This is a genomic window from Sinorhizobium americanum, from assembly GCF_001651855.1.
Taxonomy (GTDB): Bacteria; Pseudomonadota; Alphaproteobacteria; order Rhizobiales; family Rhizobiaceae; genus Sinorhizobium; species Sinorhizobium americanum.
This window is the reverse complement of record NZ_LNQC01000075.1, coordinates 1-16,945: the sequence shown is the minus strand read 5'-3', so window position 1 is coordinate 16,945 and position 16,945 is coordinate 1. Positions and strand designations below refer to the sequence as shown.

General features: G+C 59.8%; 18 protein-coding genes and 2 pseudogenes. 10 read left to right on the top strand and 10 right to left on the bottom strand.

Translation table 11 applies throughout. The features are described 5' to 3' along the window. The first annotated feature begins 198 nt into the window (after positions 1–198). From ATC00_RS23170 to ATC00_RS23155, 4 genes are all read left to right on the top strand, one after another. On the top strand, positions 199–1,608 hold the full coding sequence (locus tag ATC00_RS23170; protein ID WP_064254575.1) for an adenylate/guanylate cyclase domain-containing protein: 1,410 nt from the start codon (positions 199–201) through the stop codon (positions 1,606–1,608). Between the two features lie 94 nt (positions 1,609–1,702). Further along, positions 1,703–1,945: a hypothetical protein gene (locus ATC00_RS23165; RefSeq protein ID WP_037386460.1), complete on the top strand. Its 243-nt coding sequence runs from the start codon at positions 1,703–1,705 to the stop codon at positions 1,943–1,945. Positions 1,946–2,053: 108 nt separating this feature from the next. After that, positions 2,054–2,713, top strand: coding sequence for a dihydrofolate reductase family protein (locus ATC00_RS23160; protein ID WP_064254574.1), 660 nt, complete (start codon positions 2,054–2,056; stop codon positions 2,711–2,713). A gap of 137 nt (positions 2,714–2,850) precedes the next feature. Further along, positions 2,851–3,270: a CBS domain-containing protein gene (locus ATC00_RS23155; RefSeq protein ID WP_037386466.1), complete on the top strand. Its 420-nt coding sequence runs from the start codon at positions 2,851–2,853 to the stop codon at positions 3,268–3,270. Positions 3,271–3,349: 79 nt separating this feature from the next. Here ATC00_RS23155 and ATC00_RS23150 read toward each other — a convergent pair whose 3' ends face one another. Further along, on the bottom strand, positions 3,350–3,613 hold the full coding sequence (locus ATC00_RS23150; RefSeq protein WP_064254667.1) for a hypothetical protein: 264 nt from the start codon (positions 3,611–3,613) through the stop codon (positions 3,350–3,352). Between the two features lie 377 nt (positions 3,614–3,990). Here ATC00_RS23150 and ATC00_RS23145 point away from each other — a divergent pair, with 377 nt between their 5' ends. Next, on the top strand, positions 3,991–4,623 hold the full coding sequence (locus ATC00_RS23145; RefSeq protein ID WP_037386469.1) for a TerC family protein: 633 nt from the start codon (positions 3,991–3,993) through the stop codon (positions 4,621–4,623). Positions 4,624–4,886: 263 nt separating this feature from the next. On the opposite strand, the gene ATC00_RS23140 is transcribed toward ATC00_RS23145, so the two are convergent. From ATC00_RS23140 to ATC00_RS23125, 4 genes are all read right to left on the bottom strand, one after another. Continuing rightward, complete coding sequence (locus ATC00_RS23140) at positions 4,887–7,589, bottom strand: mechanosensitive ion channel family protein (RefSeq protein ID WP_234782408.1); 2,703 nt, start codon at positions 7,587–7,589, stop codon at positions 4,887–4,889. Positions 7,590–7,695: 106 nt separating this feature from the next. Next, positions 7,696–8,163: a GFA family protein gene (locus ATC00_RS23135; RefSeq protein ID WP_064254572.1), complete on the bottom strand. Its 468-nt coding sequence runs from the start codon at positions 8,161–8,163 to the stop codon at positions 7,696–7,698. 83 nt (positions 8,164–8,246) lie between these two features. Beyond that, a complete protein-coding gene (locus ATC00_RS23130) occupies positions 8,247–8,807 on the bottom strand; it encodes a DUF924 family protein (protein WP_064254571.1) in 561 nt (186 codons plus the stop codon). 168 nt (positions 8,808–8,975) lie between these two features. After that, entirely contained in the window at positions 8,976–10,751 is a 1,776-nt protein-coding gene (locus ATC00_RS23125) for an SLC13 family permease (RefSeq protein WP_064254570.1), read from the bottom strand. Positions 10,752–11,085: 334 nt separating this feature from the next. Here ATC00_RS23125 and ATC00_RS23120 point away from each other — a divergent pair, with 334 nt between their 5' ends. Together ATC00_RS23120 and ATC00_RS23115 are read left to right on the top strand one after the other, a co-directional pair. Next, positions 11,086–11,364, top strand: a complete 279-nt coding sequence (locus ATC00_RS23120; RefSeq protein WP_064254569.1) for a putative periplasmic lipoprotein — start codon at positions 11,086–11,088, stop codon at positions 11,362–11,364. Between the two features lie 32 nt (positions 11,365–11,396). Further along, on the top strand, positions 11,397–11,687 hold the full coding sequence (locus ATC00_RS23115) for a hypothetical protein (protein ID WP_037386496.1): 291 nt from the start codon (positions 11,397–11,399) through the stop codon (positions 11,685–11,687). 76 nt (positions 11,688–11,763) lie between these two features. On the opposite strand, the gene ATC00_RS23110 is transcribed toward ATC00_RS23115, so the two are convergent. From ATC00_RS23110 to ATC00_RS32675, 4 genes are read right to left on the bottom strand one after another with little or no spacing between them, the layout of a single operon-like run. After that, positions 11,764–12,102 (bottom strand): DUF1515 family protein, encoded by a 339-nt coding sequence (locus ATC00_RS23110; RefSeq protein ID WP_037386497.1) that lies wholly within the window; start codon positions 12,100–12,102, stop codon positions 11,764–11,766. Continuing rightward, the gene (locus ATC00_RS33745) at positions 12,095–12,307 is read right to left on the bottom strand and encodes a hypothetical protein (RefSeq protein WP_082912518.1); all 213 of its coding nucleotides are present in this window, start codon (positions 12,305–12,307) and stop codon (positions 12,095–12,097) included. Before ATC00_RS33745 ends, ATC00_RS23110 begins: the two co-directional genes overlap by 8 nt. Beyond that, on the bottom strand, positions 12,225–12,470 hold the full coding sequence (locus ATC00_RS33155; protein ID WP_064254568.1) for a hypothetical protein: 246 nt from the start codon (positions 12,468–12,470) through the stop codon (positions 12,225–12,227). The genes ATC00_RS33745 and ATC00_RS33155 overlap by 83 nt, the downstream gene beginning before the upstream one ends. After that, positions 12,467–13,285 carry a lysozyme family protein gene (locus tag ATC00_RS32675; protein WP_064254567.1) on the bottom strand — a complete coding sequence of 273 codons (819 nt, stop codon included), beginning with the start codon at positions 13,283–13,285 and terminating at the stop codon, positions 12,467–12,469. Before ATC00_RS32675 ends, ATC00_RS33155 begins: the two co-directional genes overlap by 4 nt. Positions 13,286–13,826: 541 nt before the next feature. Here ATC00_RS32675 and ATC00_RS23095 point away from each other — a divergent pair. From ATC00_RS23095 to ATC00_RS23085, 3 genes and pseudogenes are all read left to right on the top strand, one after another. Then, a pseudogene (locus ATC00_RS23095) lies at positions 13,827–14,135 on the top strand (hypothetical protein); the annotation flags it as partial. 118 nt (positions 14,136–14,253) lie between these two features. Further along, positions 14,254–15,096, top strand: a complete 843-nt coding sequence (locus ATC00_RS23090; protein WP_064254565.1) for a glycosyltransferase family 2 protein — start codon at positions 14,254–14,256, stop codon at positions 15,094–15,096. 57 nt (positions 15,097–15,153) lie between these two features. Then, positions 15,154–16,154, top strand: a pseudogene (locus ATC00_RS23085) (glycosyltransferase family 2 protein). An 87-nt stretch (positions 16,155–16,241) separates the two neighbouring features. Here the strand turns inward: ATC00_RS23085 and ATC00_RS23080 are convergent. Beyond that, positions 16,242–16,712 carry a hypothetical protein gene (locus ATC00_RS23080; RefSeq protein WP_064254563.1) on the bottom strand — a complete coding sequence of 157 codons (471 nt, stop codon included), beginning with the start codon at positions 16,710–16,712 and terminating at the stop codon, positions 16,242–16,244. Positions 16,713–16,945 lie beyond the last annotated feature (233 nt).

Genomic DNA, 16,945 nt, shown 5'->3' with positions numbered 1-16,945 from the left:
ATCGTAGGGCAAGAGACTTTATCGGGTGTTAATGGGAGGCTTCGCGGGTGAAGCGCCGCAGTAAAGCTTGCGGATAAGGCTACCCTCACCTTGCCGGCAAAAGCATGACCGAGCCCCGTTTCGCGGAGCTGCTACTCGCGCTCTTTTAGGCAAGACAAATCGCCTGACCGTGCGGCAGTTTCCGTATAGAATGCCGCCATGGGTGAAGCTCAGACGCTATTCGAAGTGCTGCGCCAGTCTGTGAAGCCGGAGGTCGCTGATGCCTTCGAGCAGCTCGTTCGCGATGGGCCGGATCGCAAGCTCTGCCGCATCAATGCACTCGCCTTTGCCAGCGCCGAGGGGCTCGAGGAAGAAGAAGCGATTGCAGGCTTCCTGCACGCCTCCCGGCTCGGCATTTTCGAACTTTCCTGGAATGTCCTCTGCCCCGGCTGCGGCGGCGTGCTCGATGCCAATACCTCGTTGAAGACGGTGCAGAGCACCGAATACACCTGTGCGCTCTGTGCTGCCGGATACGAGCCAACCCTCGACGAAATGGTCGAGGTGACCTTCACGGTGAGCCCGCGCGTGCGGCACATCGAGGCACACAATCCGCACGAGCTGGCGCCGCTCGAATACTTCCGCCAGATGTATTGGGGTTCCGGGATCGATCTGCCCGAGAACGACTACGAGGAGAAATTCGACGAGTTCATGATCGAAACGCTGGAATTGCCGCCGGGCGAAAAGGCGGTCATCTCGCTGCAACTGCCGGCGGAATTCGTCATCGTCTTCGAGCCGGTGACGCATGCGGCGCAGTTCCTGGATGTCAGCGGCGAGCCGACCAGGGAGCGGCGGAACCTTTCCCTCGTCTTCGACCGCGCGCACCGGCATGCCGAAACGCTGAAGATGCAGCCCGGCCCGCTTCGCATCCAGGTGGAAAACCATGCGGAGGTCCGCACCCTCCCCTCGGTCTGCATGGCCAACGAGACGCTGCACGGCATGCTCGGCCGCCGGCGGCCGTTCCTGACCGCCAAGCGGCTGCTCTCCAACCAGACCTTCCGCGACATCTACCGCACCGACATGCTCGACGTCGATCAACGACTGAAGATCACCAGCCTTACCTTCCTTTTCACCGATCTGCGCGGTTCGACCGAGCTCTACGAGCGGGTCGGCGATCTAGCCGCATTCGATCTGGTGCGGGCGCATTTCCGCGTTCTAAACGAGATCGTTGCGTCCGAGGCGGGCGCCGTCGTCAAGACGATCGGCGACGCTGTGATGGCGACCTTTCCGACACCTGACCGGGCGGTCGCCGCGGCCATGCGGATGCGCGACGGCATGCGTACGCTCAACGACGAACGCGGCAGCGAGGACCTGCTCCTGAAGATCGGCATCCACGAAGGGCCGTGCATAGCCGTCAATTTGAACGAGCGGCAAGACTATTTCGGCCAGACCGTCAACATCGCCTCGCGCGTCCAGCACTTGGCCACGTCGCGCGAGATCTTCGCAACCGGCTCGGTGCTCGAAGACCCGCGGGCCTCCAACCTGCTTTCGGATCGGGGTCTGAGCCCGATGTCGCACAATGTCACCCTGCGCGGCATTGCCAACGAGATCAGCATCTTCGCTATTCCGTGAGGCCGCGACTGAGAAAGGTGCCGCACCTGGAGTCCATCGTTCAGTGGACGTTCAGGCTCGGAGGCCCACTCTGGCGGGAGTGAAGGAGGAAGCCATGCGTATCCTGCCGTTTCTACTTGTCGCCGCGGCAATGACAACCGAAAATGCCGAGGCCGGCAGTCAATCGTCGAACACGAGCTCGAACAGTTCATCCAACAACGGAGTCGTCAACGAGCGGATCGTCGACACCTACTGCGAGGACGGCTATTGCGAACGCCGCGTCTGGCGCCGGACTTATCGCGAAGGGCGCCATGGGGGCGAAGGCGAATGGCGCCGCTATTTTTATCATGAGGACTGACCTGATCGATTTTCGAAGTTAGGCCGAAATTGTCGCTGGCGGCTGTCGGAATCAGCCCCCACCATCCGTCTTAGTCGATATCAGGAGGCGACTAAGGAGAGAGCGATAATGAGAAAGATCATCGTTGGCGCATTCGTAAGTCTGGACGGAATCATGCAGGCGCCGGGCGGACCGCACGAAGATCCCGTCGGCGGCTTCAAATATGGCGGCTGGGCCTTCCCCTATTTCGACGAGGCCATGGGACAAGCGGTGGACGAGATGTTCGCCAAGCCGTTTGACCTTCTGCTTGGCCGGAAGACCTATGACATCTTCGCGGCGCATTGGCCCTATGCCGGCGCGGACGACCCGATCGGCTCATTGTTCGACCGCATCACCAAATACGTCGCGACGCGCAATCCGGACCTGAAGCTCGACTGGAAGAACAGCCAGACATTGGGCAACGACGTGCTTGCTACACTGCAAGAACTGAAAGCTGAGCAAGGACCGGACCTGCTGACGCAGGGCTCGACCGATTTCCTCCAGACCCTTTTCCGCCATGACCTGGTGGACGAGATGTATATCTCGTACTTTCCCGTCATTCTCGGAAAGGGGAAGAGGCTGTTCGGCGAAGGCGCAGCACCGATGGCGTTGAAACTGGTAAGTTCGAAGGTCTCCGGAACCGGCGTCACGGTCAACAAATATATCCGCGGAGGACCGGTCGTCACCGGTTCATTCGAATTCGATCAGCCATCCGAAGCGGAACTCGAACGGCGACGAAAATTGACGTGAGCGATTTCGCGACTGTGGACCGCATCTTTTCCACGAACGTGTAAAGTTCGTGCCGAATTCGCATCGAAACACCGGATTCCAACGATTGGCCATGTTTCAGGCGTGTAATGCGGCTGAGTATAGCAAGGGAGGATATGATGAGAACCGAAGAAGCGATGCATTCCGGTGTTCGTTGGATCGGCCCGGAAGCGGATCTGCGAACCATCGCGCGGATCATGAAGGAGGAAGACATCGGCGCGCTGCCGGTCGGCGAGAACGATCGCTTGATCGGAATGGTAACCGATCGCGATCTCACTCTGCGTGCATTGGCGAACGGCCGCGACGTCTCCTCGCTGACGGCTCGCGACGTTATGACCAGGGAGATCGTCTATTGCCGCACCAATGAATCCGTCGAAGACGCCATTCACCTGATGGAGTCGAAGAAGATCCGGCGGCTGCCGGTGATCAACGATGACAAGCGCATGGTCGGCATGCTGTCGCTGGGCGACATTTCCCACTGCACCAGCCAGCAATTGGCAGGCGAATTGGTCAAGGCAGTCAGCGCTCACCACGCCTGAGCCATTGGACACAATTGTCCAGCATTAAGGAGCGGCGGGGCACCACGGTCCCGCCGCCTTCACGCGACCGGCTGCTCCATTACTTCACCACAACGGAGCCGTTGACGATTTCGATGGTCTCGTCGCCTTGAAGGCCAATATGGTCGCCGCTCGGAGCGGTCACGAAGCAGCCGCTCGGGCAGATCATTTCCGTAGCGCCGGAATCGACGACCACCTCTATCCGGCTTTCTCCCTCGACGATCACCAATATGGCGGATTCGCCATCCTTGTTGGTCACCATTGCAGCATTCGCGACGCCAGCGGCAAACATGCTGCAAAGCAAGGCAGCAACAACTGTCTTCATCGCCATCGGCGCGCTACCCGCGCGCCGCCCCCTTTGGCCGGTCACCCTTTCGCCCCGTGGCAAAAACTACCGGCCCCCCTTCAGCCCACGCCAACCTAGACAATGGCCGGTTGAATTGCATGCTTTTTATGAGAGAACTGCTGAATAGGCGCTGAATGGCGCGTTGAGCTGTCGTTCAGAAGGACGAAGGCCGGCAGCTTGTATCGTGTTCTTCGACACGGGGACCGGAGCCGGACGCGGCGGCAATTTGCCGATCTCCGCAATATCTTTGGACGAGATCTCCCCCTGCCCCTTGATCCGGCGATTGTTGACGGTCTATGCGTTTGCGACGCCGGCCCGGCGTTTTCGGGGATCAGGGTATACAAGGATTACCGCTTATGGAGATTTTCACGTCCGCCGGACTATTGGCGCTTATGCAAGTTATCGTCATCGACCTCGTGCTTGCCGGGGACAACGCCGTCGTGATCGGCCTCGCGGCAGCGGGCCTGCCGATAGAGCAACGCAAGAAGGCCATTCTCGTCGGCATTATTGCGGCGACCGTACTTCGTATCGTGCTCGCGGCCTTCACGGTTCAGCTTCTGGCTATCATCGGGCTTCTCCTCGCCGGCGGCATTCTCCTGCTTTGGGTCTGCTGGAAAATGTGGCGCGAGATCCGTTCGGGCGGCCATGAAGAACTCGGATTGGACGCCGCCAACGCGCCGAAGAAGACATTCAGGCAGGCCGCGACGCAGATCGTCGTGGCAGACGTGTCGATGTCGCTCGACAACGTGCTTGCGGTCGCAGGCGCCGCACGCGAGCATCCGACCGTCCTCGTCTTCGGACTCATGCTCTCCATCGCCTTGATGGGCGTTGCGGCAACCTTCATTGCCAAGCTGCTCGCCCGCTACCATTGGATTGCCTATGTCGGTCTGGCAATCATTCTCTACGTCGCTCTCGACATGATCTATCGCGGCGCCCTGGAGGTATGGCCACACGTCGCGCCGGTCGCCCAGGCCATGGCCGGGCTCTAAAGCGGCTTCGATCGGGCGGCCTTGCGCCGCCCCGTTGGGTTGTCACCCTGTTGGGACCCGGTGCCTGAACGCGCCGGCTCCCCTTACTGCAGCGACACGACAACTTTGTGGAACGCCAAGGAGCGTGCCATCTGTGCCGGTGATGCAGGTCGCCTACACAGCGCGGTGCTTCTTCAAACGCACGAAGATCGCTTTAGCACATTGAATTGCTACCGACGCCCTCCGCGAACCGGCTCCCCGGTGACGAGCCTTCAAAATTCGCCTCAGCGGCGGCTGCTGCGCGTTCCGAAGGACCGGCGGCGCGTCTCGCTCTCCTCCGGCTGAATTTCCGCTTTTTCTTCCTCAGCTGCGGGGATTTCGATGTCGGATGGCGTCGCTTCCTCCGGCGTGGTGTCTTCCACCTTCACCGGGAATGGGGCGCCGATCTCCTCGTCGCGGAAACGCTCGTAGATCGAGACGCGAATGTCGTTGCGGACGTTGCCGGCCGTAAGCACGTCGGCGACATAGATGCGCAATTCGAAGGTCATGCGCTCGTCGCCGAAGGCGGTGAAGCCCACATTGGGCGCCGGATTCTTGAGGACCATCGGATGAGCGGCTGCGATTTCGTGCAGCACGTCGATGACCCGCCGCGGATCGCTGGCATAGCTGAGGGTGACGGAAATTTCGGAACGCCCTAGCTTGTTGCGATGCGTCCAGTTGCCGACCGACGCGTTGATGAGCAGCGAGTTCGGCATCATGATCGACTGGTGCTGGAAGGTCTCGATCTCCGTCGCGCGGACGGAGATGCGCCGGACGAAGCCCTCGGTCGTGCCGCTGACGATCCAATCGCCGACCTTGAAGGGCCGTTCGACAAGCAGGATCAGGCCCGAGACGAAATTCGAGACAATGTTCTGCAGGCCGAAACCGACGCCGAGCGAGAGCGCACCGGCGACAAGAGCGAGGCTTGAGAGATCGATGCCCGCCGCCGACAGGCCGATGAGGCCGGCAAGGCCGACGCCGATATAGCCGATGCCGGTGCGGATGGAATTGCGCACCCCGGCATCGACGCGGCTGCGCGCCATGACGTTGCCGTCGATCCAGCGCTGCACCCAACGCGTGAGCACGAAGCCAATCGCAAAGAAGAGCACGCCCGCGAGAAGGCCGACGAGCGAGATCGTAATCGTGCCGATCCTGATCTCTGTAACAAACCGATAGACCCAGGATTCGATATCCGCGATCTGAAAGCCCCATTGCAGCAGGATCAGCGGGATGAAGAAGAGCGCGACGAGCGCATATATCCCGAGGCCGGCAACAAGCCCGATCTGGTCGAGCCCCACCTGTTCCAGCTTGAAGCGACGCTCGAGATAGCGTCCCCCAACCGTTTCCGCGAAGGCGCCCTGTTTGGACACCGACCGACCGGTGAGAATGCCGATATACATCGTCACCAGGATGGCGCCGGTGACGATGATCTGGGTGGCGATGAACCGCGCCAGACCGACATAACCGGCAAGGGCTATTGCAATCAGCCCTGCTCCCAACAACAGCAGCGATACGGAAATGACCCGCGGCCATGGACGGCCCGGTGCGTCAAACGGCTCGTCCTGCCTGAGCGTCGGGCGGATCCATGCCATCGCCATCAAAATGAGCCCGATGATGATCGATGCGAGAAAGCTCTTGGCCACGGTCAGAAGGACCGGCGAACCGAGGGAATCGCTGATACTTCCGAGCAAGTAGTCGAGACCGTTGACCAGCACCATTGCGAAGATGGGCACCATCAGCATGCGTGCGCCGCGATCCGAAACGCGCACGAGACGCCAGCTCGAGCGCGCCGGCGAAAGCACGGCACTCGCGAGCCTGGTCACGAAGAAAACGGCGACACCCATGCCAAGCGTGACCGCAATGATGGGCGCTATGTCCGGCCGCAGGACATTGAAGCTGCTCAGAAAGAAATAGCTGGAGGCTGCGAAGGCGATCAGCGCCATCGTCGGTATAAGGGTGGACCAAAACGCCAGCGAAAGCTGCCGGAAATAAGTGGGCTCGTCCTGCTCCTCGTGCTGCAAAATGAACGGCGAGAAAAGCCTATAGCCCCCGACGAGAAAAATCATCGCCCCGCAGAGCGAAAGAAAGATCGCGGTCAAGAAGGGAATGCGCTTGTAGTTCCACGCAAACGTCAGCCAGCTGCTGACGCTGCGCCACAATGCCCTGCTCTCGTCAGCCGTGGTCGTGATCGCCTCGCTCAACATCGCCACGGAAACCTCGGTGCGCTTCAGCAGGGTGTTGGAGAACAGCGCGCGGCGGGTGGCAGTGATGCCGTTGGCGAGCTTCCTGGCCTCAACGGAAAGATTTTCCGCTCTCCCGGTCAGAGCGTTGATGGCGCCGCGCTCGGCCAGCAGGCGCTTTCGCTCCTCGGTGACGATTGCCGCCTCGGGCGGCTGGCCCTCGCCCGGCGGATCGCCCAACTCGGCAAGCCGCGCCTTGATTTCGTCGAGACGCGACCGCGTCGCCACCGATGCCGAGATGATCTGCTTCGACAGCTCGTCGACCTGCACCTTGAGTTCGGCAAGCAACGTATCGTCATCGGCAGCGGCGCCGACACGATCGGCCAGCCGCTTAAGCTCTTGGTCCGCCTGGTCGAGCTGGTCTTCCGCCTGCTGCAGCAAGGGTGAAGCATCTGCCGGGGCGTTGTCGGCTTCGCCTCGCGCCGCCGGAGCGGGTTGCGCTGGCTGCCCTTCCGGGCTCGGCTGGGGCGGCTGCGCAGCCGCCGGCGTCGCGGGCGCGGCGTGTTGCGGTTGCGCCGCCTGCTGGGCCGTCGCCGTGCCTCCGCCGGCGAGCGTCAGCACGACGAACGAAATGGCAATCGAGAGAACGGTCAGTTTCGCAGCGGAATGCAATTCGATATCCTTCGAAATCCGGGAGCCACACAGGCGAAAATCGCTTGCGTGATCAGTTCGTCCCCTGTGCATAGGCAAGACGGCAAAAAGATGCAAAAGCCGCGCTGGGCGACGAATTTCTACGTGAATCGGCGCCAATTCACAATTGTTTCACGGCACCCAAGTCCGAGACGAGGCGCTCTTCCGCAGACAACGCGACGTTCTACGAGTCGGGCTTCCCGGCCCATTCCGCATATTCTTGCAACAGGTCCTCATACTCCTCCATCGCCGGGATCGTTTCGTAACTATGGACGGCGGGCGTGGTCGCCCATGGCAATTTCTCGCTTGTCCAGGTTTCGATGAAGGGCGTGTACCAGCTGGCGTCGTCGAGCATCGTCGCGCGAAGGTTCACGAACCAGTCCATTCCTTCAGGGCGGGTGAACATCCAGCTCATGCAGTGCGGGCAAAAATAGTGGCGCGTCGCACCGTGCAGTCCGCCGATCACCGGGTCCCCCTTGGTTACCGCGAAGCCTTCGCTCGGGACTGCGACGCTCAATGAGTAAGTGCTCGCCGTCATTCGCTGACACCCCGTGCAATGGCAGGCCATGGTGACAAGCGGCGGAGCGCTGACCTCGATGCGCACCCGCCCGCAGCGGCACCCGCCTTCCCACGGCAGCCTTTTCATGCTCATGGCGTTCCTCCCTTGTCCACGGTCGCTGCGTCTGCTGAGATCGCAAACGGCGCTGTTGACCTGTTCTGTCTCGAGTAGCAGCTCTAGAATCCGGCGCCCGGTTGCGCGAGATAGTCCTCTTCGGCCGGCGTCGAAATTCGCCCCAGGATCGCGTTGCGATGGGGAAAGCGCCCGAACCGTTCGATCACTTCCCGGTGACGAATGGCATAGTCGAGATAGCCGGGGTCGCCGAGCGCCGTAAACAGCTTCACCGACATCGTCTGATCGGTCAGGTTCTCGGAGTGTTCGAAGGGCATGTAGAAGAACGGACGCCATTCCGCCGGCACGGCAATATCGGCACTGGCACCTACGGCGAGCTTCGCCTCGCGCAGCGCAAGACAGTCGGTAGCATAGACGAGTGGCGAGCCTCGATACATGTTCCGCGGCAACTGATCGAAAAGGAGGACCGCGGCGAGCCAGTTGCCCGGCGTCTGGCGCCAGCTATCGTCGAGCTTCCTTGAAAGCGCCAGATGCGACGCCTGAAACCGCTGCGCGCACTGCCGATCGAGCTCGGCACTCGGCGTGAACCAGTGGTCATAGGAAAGCTCCGTGAACCAGAACTCCAAAACCTCTTCCGGCGTGCAAATCTCCGCCCCATCGCTCATGTGACCGCCTCTCGTGACTCGTTCTTCAGATAGGAGCCGATCTTGCGGTTTCCACCGTCGATCTTCAATGTCGCCGATGCAGGCTTCAGCGCCGCCTCCGGAGGCCTGCTCCACAGGGCAGCTTCGGCAGGAGGCGCATAGAAACTGGGTGACCGGCCGCTTGCGTCTCTATCGCAGCGGCCAGACCCACATCAGCATCGGCACGGCGACGAGGATGATGACGATGGAGAGCGGCAGGCCGAGCCGCGGATAGTCGCCGAAGCGATAGCCGCCTGGCCCCATCACCAGCGTGTTGCACTGGTGGCCGATCGGCGTCAGGAAGTCGGAACCGGCGCCGATCGCCACGGCCATCAGGAAGGCATCAGGCCTGTAGTCCAGCGCCGATGCGAAGCTCGCGGCGATCGGCGCCATGACGAGCACGGTGGCGGCATTGTTGAGAAAAGGAGTCACAGCCATGGCTGCGACGAGGATGAGCGCGAGCGCGCCGGCCGGAGGCAGGTTGACCGCTATGCCGCTCAACCAGCCCGCTATCAGATCTGAGCCGCCGGTCGTGCGCAACGTGTCGCTGACCGGGATCAGCGCCGCCAGCATGACGAGGATCGGCCCGTCGACGGCCCGATAGACCTCCCGCAGCGGAATGACGCGCAGGACCACCATGGCAAGCGCGGCTGCGAAGAAAGCAACCTGTACCGGCAGAATGCCGACCGCCGTCGCGCCCATGGCCGTCGCCAGCACGATCAGCGGCACGGGCGCGCGTCGGGTCGTCCCGAGCAGGATGTCCCGCTGAGCAAGGGGCAAGCAGCTGAAATCCTGGAGAAACGCCGGCAGCTCCGCACGCCGCCCTTGCAAGACGACGATGTCTCCGGCCCGCAGCCTTATGCTGCCGAGGCGCTGCTTCAGCCGTTCGCCTTGGCGGCTTACGGCAAGCAGGTTGATATTGTGATTGTGAAACAGCGCGAGCCGCTCCGCAGACATTCCGACCAGCGGCGAGCCGCTGGCAATCACCGCCTCGATCGCCTCGACCTCCGTCCTCGCCGTCTCGGTGGACGTTGGCGATCGATCGCCGGAAATTTTCAGTTTTGCCTGGGAAACGATGCGGTCAAGCGCAGCAGGGCCACCTTCAAGCAGCAGAATGTCATCGGCCTCGATCACCACGTCAGGAAGCGGCGCCAGGTGGGTGCCGCGACGGAAGATGGCAATGACGACGGCGCCGCCGTCGCCGAGCTTCACGAGGTTGCTGAGCGACTTGCCGATGGCCGGAGAACCGGGTGCCGCCACAGCTTCGGACGTATAATCGGTGATTTCGATGGCGTGCTGCACCGAGACCTGCTGGCTCTTTCGCTCCGGCACGAGCCGATAGGCAAAGAGCAGAAAAATCGCCCCGACCAACGCCAGCGAGGCGCCGACGGGCGTGAAATCGAACATGCTGAAGCTTTCACCGGTCAGTTCCTGCCGCATACGCGATACGACAACGTTCGGTGAGGTGCCCACCTGCGTCATCAGCCCGCCGATCAGCGCGCCGAAGGCCATGGGCATCAGGAAGATCGACGGCTGCACATTCGAGCGCCGGGCGAATTGGAAGGCGACCGGCATCATGATGGCAAGCGCGCCGATGTTCTTGATGAAGGACGAAAGGACCGTAACGGTTACCACCAGCAGCGCGAGCTGTGCCCTCACCGAATTGAGGTCCGGCAGGAAGCGCTGGATCGCCGCATCGACGATGCCGGATCGCGCGACGCCGGCGCTGACGATCAGCGCACTGCCGACGATGATCACGATATCGTCGCTGAAGCCGTCGAAGGCGTGGTCGTAGGGTACGATGCCGACGGCGACCGCGAGCATCAGCGCCGAACAGGCTACGACGTCATAGCGGAAGCGGTCCCAGATGAAGAAGACCATCATCGTGCCAATGACGAGAAACGAAAGAGACTGTTCGACAGTCATGCAAAACACCTGCGGCGGACTGGTCGCGACATGCCAACAAGGACGCCCGCAGGGCGGCAACGCGTCATTGCCTGAAAAGGTCCACGTTCCCCCCGCGACGTCGCTGGTTGCGTGTCCGGCTGCCCTAAATCATTCAATCTTCCCGTTCTGCGCAACCGAAATGTTCGAGAATTTGAACTGAAATATCGTGTTTCACCAGAAATCCGCAGAAACGCGTTCCGCTCTTTGATCGTTGCGGCTTCGGGAATACAATGATGCACCAGTTAAACGTGCAAACAACTCCTGCGGACGCCGAGTTTACCGCGGCGTCGCGGCCGGAGCGGAGAACATCGCCATGCGGAGTGCCCTTTTCGCCATTTTCGCGGCACTGGTGCTCGGCGCTTGCAGTTCGACGCAGACCGTCGGCTATGGGCCCAATCTGGAGCCGATACCCGGCAGCATCACTTATGGCGGTCAGCCGCGCACCAAACTCACAAAGGCGCCTGTCGGCAGCATCGTGCCGCACCGCTTCTTCGACGATTTCGGACACCGCGTCTCGGAAACCTATATAATTGAGCCGGATCGCTCGCTGCGGCTGACGAGCCGGCGCATCGATTACGATATCTTCGACTGAGGCGGCAGGAACTCTGCAATTCGGAGATTGCCATGAAACACACACTTCCCACGCTCTGTACGGCCCTCTTGCTTGCCGGTTGCGAGATGACGACGTCGTCTGTCGGCTACTCGTACGGCCTTGAGCCCATTCCCGGCAGCATCACCTACGGTGGCCAGCCGCGTACGAGACTCACCAAGGCGCCGGTCGGCAGCATCGTGCCGCACCAATTCATTGGTCCGTTCGGTCGTCGCGTTTACGAGACCTATGTGATCGAGCCGGATCGGTCGCTACGGCTTGTCAGCCGGCGTTATCGGGATTTCCTGCTTTTCGACGACGACTGACGCGAAAGAGCCGTTCGAACCGGGCGACGAGGGCCAACTTCCCGAAGGCCCCGGGGGGGTGCGCACCGCACATAGGCTACGCTGCCCTGATCAGCATGATCGCCCGCCGGGCCGCATCGGCGAAGGTGACGCCGAGTGCCGCGCCGCCGATGCCGATGACGCCAAGCGCCCCCATGCCTATCAGCTTCCATTTGCGGACGTCCTCGGTCACCGGCTTCATCTCGGCGATCTCGTCCTTGACGAGCGTCATCGACGTCTCGAGCGTTCCAACCCGGTCGACGAGTTCGTCCATGCGCCGATCCATGGAGTTTCGCCCGGCGTCGGACCTGTCCTCCGCCCGGCGGAAATCCTCCCGCAGGTTCTTCACCTCGGCAATCAATGTCCCAAGCTGTTGGTGGACCGTGGCGTCAACCATCGCGAAGCTCCCCGTGTCTCATGCATTCGCTCTTTGTCCAGACCGAAGCGGCACAAAGGCCGACCACCGTCCTGTCGATCCGGTGCTGGTCTGCCGCCGTCGCGCCGCGAGCGCCGACGAGGTCAGTGCCGACCACCGCGCGCAGGCCGCTCACATTTGCCGGCGCCGAAGTTCCACAACCCGCCAGAATGAGAGCAGGCATCATAGTCAAGGCGCTTCGTATCAGCGCTATTCGCCGCTTCATTGTTTTGCCTTTCGATTGAATTGCGGACCGCCTGGGCACCGTTCTCGCGAATTTCCAGCACGGCCCAGGAGAGGGCGGCAAGCACGATCATGCCGCCTAATAACTTGACCCAGGGAAAACTCATCGCCCGAGCCCCAGCGCATCGCGTACCGCCGGCATCGATGAGATTGCGTAGATCGCGAAGCCGACGATCGTCGTCAGGATGGCAAGCTGCACCCGCCAGTCGAGCGCCACGAGGTTCAATTCCTTGAGCGCCGTGATGGTGGTTCCGCCGGCGGTCAACAGCCACGTCCAGAACCGCCCGGAACGGGCAACGGGTTTGCGCCGTACGTCGGGCCGCGCCATCACGGGCGGCACGTCCTCAGCTGAGTCCGGAACCGCTTCCGATGGTCGAGACGCAGCGAACACCTGGCGAAGCACCACCTCGACCTCGTCCGGTTTCACCAGCGCCCTGTTGAGTCCGTCTCCGGCATAATAGGACTGCCCGCGTTTCACGCGCCGCCGATCACCGTCCGTCTCCGCAAGCACCGGAAGCGATGCCCATTCCATGGCCAGCCGCCGGCCAAACTCGGTCAGGGTGATCTCGCCGGACGCGAAGCTTGCAAAGCCCCTGCGGTTCAGGAGATGGAGCCCCAATCCGTCCTGCAAGCCAGGCTCGAAGAGCTGCCCCTCCTCGAGCCACGGAACATCCCGCAGCAGCCCAACAAGCGTCGCGCGCATGAATTGGTAGGCGCCGGCCGCACTCGACCCATGCGTCTTCGACCAGGTCTTCTGGGCGGCGATCACCTCGCCAAGCGTCATGGCGGTCAGCGGCTTCTGCAGGCTGTTCTGTCTGTGTGCATAGATCACCTCATAGGAGCCGCGATCCTTTCCGCCGACTTCCGCTTCGCGGATGAAGCCAAGCAGAAGCGCCGCGCCCGGAGGCATGGTGTGGGTCATGGTGGTTACCTTTGCTGTTGGGGAAAAGGCTGATCGTACTCTTGGAGATGTAGACGGGCCTATTCTCTTTCGGTTCTACTTGCTGTAGGGATGCCTTCTGTTGAGGCAGGGCATCATTTCGTGGACAGCGTTCTTCTCACGGGAGCCAGCGGCTTTCTCGGGCGGCACATTCCCCAGTTCAGTTTGAAACCAGGCCTTGCAGTCCACACTCTGGGGCGGACGCCGTGGCCGGGACAATCGGACTGCGTGTCTTTTTCACGGAGTGAACCTGTTGTCCCCCGATGCGGACACATTCGAGCAGATATCCCGGATCGGAGCCGACACGCTGATCCACACGGCCTGGTGCACTAAACCGGGGGCTTACTGGAACAGTATAGAGAATATCCGCTGGCTGGCGGCCTCATTGCAGCTTGTCGATGCTTTCCTACGGGGGGCGGCAACCGCGTCGTCGTCGTGGGCACCTGCGCCGAGTACGACTGGCGATACCACACGCTGGTAGAACGAGAGGGCCCCTCAATCCGCCAAGACCTATGCTGCCTCGGAAAACCAAATGGTGAATACGGTGCGGACAGCCATAGCGGATATCAACAGCACGGCAGTTTGGGGCATGGCAACGAAAGGCGTCATGCTATCTTGCCTCATAAGCGACGGCCTCATTGGTGACGGCATCGACATCAAGCCAAGAAAGCAAGGCAAATTTGCTCCCCTGTCCGGCGTTCGCATTCGTGGGCCCGAATGGCTCAAGAGTCATCCTGTCCAAACGATTTTGGTTATGAACGGTAACTACGAGGCTGAGATCAGAGACGCAACGAACAAAATCGGCGTTGCTGCCAAAGTCATTGCAATGTAGTACCGGAGTTCGGCGCACGTCTGAGCACAGCGGGGATGATGCCGTCGTGAATGCAACCAGTTGCAGGCGATGGCGGCATTCTATATGAGCGGTACGATTCCAATCCCGAGATGGTGTAATGGCCAAATCTAAGGTCGTGGTCGTTTTTCCCGTATACAACGGCGAAAGGACCCTCAGAAGCAGTCTACAGTGCATCGCTGATCAGACCTATAGGGATTTCGAAGCGATCATTCTCGACAACCAATCAACAGACGACACACTGCACATCGCTCAGCAATTTTGCAGAAAGGATCGTCGTTTCTCCGTTGTGAGATCTGAGCAGCATGTGGGTGCACTGGAAAACTTCGCTCGCGCTGTCCAACTCGGCGCAACTCGTGGAGAATATTTCTGCCTGCGTGCATGCGATGACTACTCCTCTTCAGATTTTTTGGCGTGCCTGGTCGGAGCGCTTGATCAGAACGACGGAAAGTTACTTGCAGCATGCTCTACAAAGCTGGTTGGGCCGAACGGAAGCAAAATAAAATCTCCGGACAAATCCATATTTGATTTCACAAAAGGGTATGTATCTGGACGCGTCCCGAGAAACCTGACGTTTCCCGCAGAATGGATTTACGGTCTCTACAGGGCCAGCGCGAAAGACGTGTTGATGCCCCGCTGGTTCGAGCTCGGCAATCCATGGTGTTTCGCATCCTATGTCGTCTCAGAATTAGTAATTCGAGATCTTGTGGCGTACGTAGAAGGACCGACTTACGATTTTACAGAGGGCTCTGGATCAGAGCAACGTTATGGAGCAAAAAGCTTTCGTGACAAGCTTAATCAAAGGCTGAAATACACATTGGGATGCTACAAGATCTCAGAAAAGCTGCCCGAAGTGAATTTTATAACAAAATTTAAGTTTTTCAGAATGTGCTGGAACGATGCGCGACGGAAGACCCGCTACAAGCTCTTGTGGATTTTTTAAATGAAGTATCCTTTTGACCGTGACTTCTCGTTTCCTGAGCGGGGCATCGTTGATCGTCTGCAAACCCTCTACGACACCTGGCGGGTCACTGCGAGAGAGCGTAGGAACACTGAGGAAGCCATCATTCCCCCGCAAAGGACGTGCGTCCGCTGGATGCGGCGGATCTGCCGCTAGTATTCGTCACACACAATGAAATGTCGCTCATTCCCGCATTCCTAAGCCACTACCGAAAACTTGGCGTTACGCGGTTCATTTGCCTCGATGACGTTTCTACAGACGGGTCTCGTGAGCACTTGATGGACCAGCCGGACGTTGACGTCTGGACATCGCCCATTCGCTTTGAAGCGGCCCGAAGGGGGCGCCGGTGGCGTGAAGAATTGTTCGAGCGTTATGGATACAACCGCTGGTACATCAACGTCGACTCGGACGAATTCCTTGTCTACGATCAGTGCCCTCGCGAGCCGCTAAAAGCGCTGATTGAAGTGCTCGAAGAGCGCGACATCAAGAGACTCCCAGCGCCTATGCTGGATTTTTATCCATCCAACGAAGCAAAGAGCGGAAACGGCAACATGCCGTGGCATTCCGTAGACCATGTCGATGGCAGCGGGTATGAAGTAGAATTTCTCAAGCGCGGCATCAGTGTCAAAGGAGGTCCAAGAAAGCGTCTCTTCGACGAAGAAAATGAACTGATTAAATTCCCGGTGATTTATTGGGACAGGTATTGCTATTTTGGGAGCAGTATCCATCGCCCACTCCCTTTTTATCGTAATTTCTCGCAGATATGGGGCGTGTTGCTGCACTTCAAATTTTTTACGAATTACCGAGATAAGATTCACGAAGCTGCATCCAATAAGCAGCACTACAACGGCTCGCAACATTACTTAGCTTTGAAGAAAGAGATCGACAGGGCTGGCGTTATAGATTTTGTTAGCAACTCGTCGATCCGATTTCTTCATCCGGAACAACTCGTTGAACTAGGCTTCATGCCAACGATTGAGTTTGATCCCGACGATGTACGCCTCGGGCCACCGCGAAATTGGGGGTTATCGAACGTATAGCTGAGGACGAACTGGCTTTTGGCGCCGCGGCCAAACAAGACACCCCCAGATGATGAGGATTGGGGCGGCCCGCAGCAACCAATTCGCCTATAAACTTGCGGCATCTCTCCACATTGTATCGATTTGCTCCTCCGAAAGCCCGAGGACCACGCAAATGGTGCCAATTAGGTGATGTGCGCGATCAAAAGTAGCCGCGTACTCCCACTCTATCCGCGCTCGATCCTTAATCGCGCCGGCGGGCATAGCGCCGATTGCTGCCGAGACCTCGCTCGGCGAAATACCACCGTCAAGAAGGCCAAGTCGCAATTGCCGCGCAGTCAGAGGTGGCATCGAGGCCCGTATCTGCTCACTAGTTGGCGGAACATAAGGCTCAATCGTAGCGTCCGGGTTTTCCTGCAGCCATTTTCGGACAGAAGGATTGAGACCATAGGGATCGTCCGGTCGGCTCATATAGATAGTGTCATAGCTAGCTCCGGTGATGTCCGTGATATTAGACGACAGTTCGTAGACATCTTGGTTTCGGGTCGCTCTCACTGAGTGCACCTGGTTTAGTTTCATTAGGCTACCCTTTGCAAAATGTAGCGATCGGTGCCGCCCACAACACCACACGATCGCCACGTTCCCGACAAGGATGTACCGGCCCCGGAGGTGCCGCTTGCTACATATTGCATGGTGTCTGAGCTATATAAGCATGGCGCAACGGAGGCACGTCGTACGCATCCGAGGAGGGCCGCCTTGCTGAGAAGTGAGGCGAACTGGATGTTCTGTCTATATGGACGTCAATATAGACA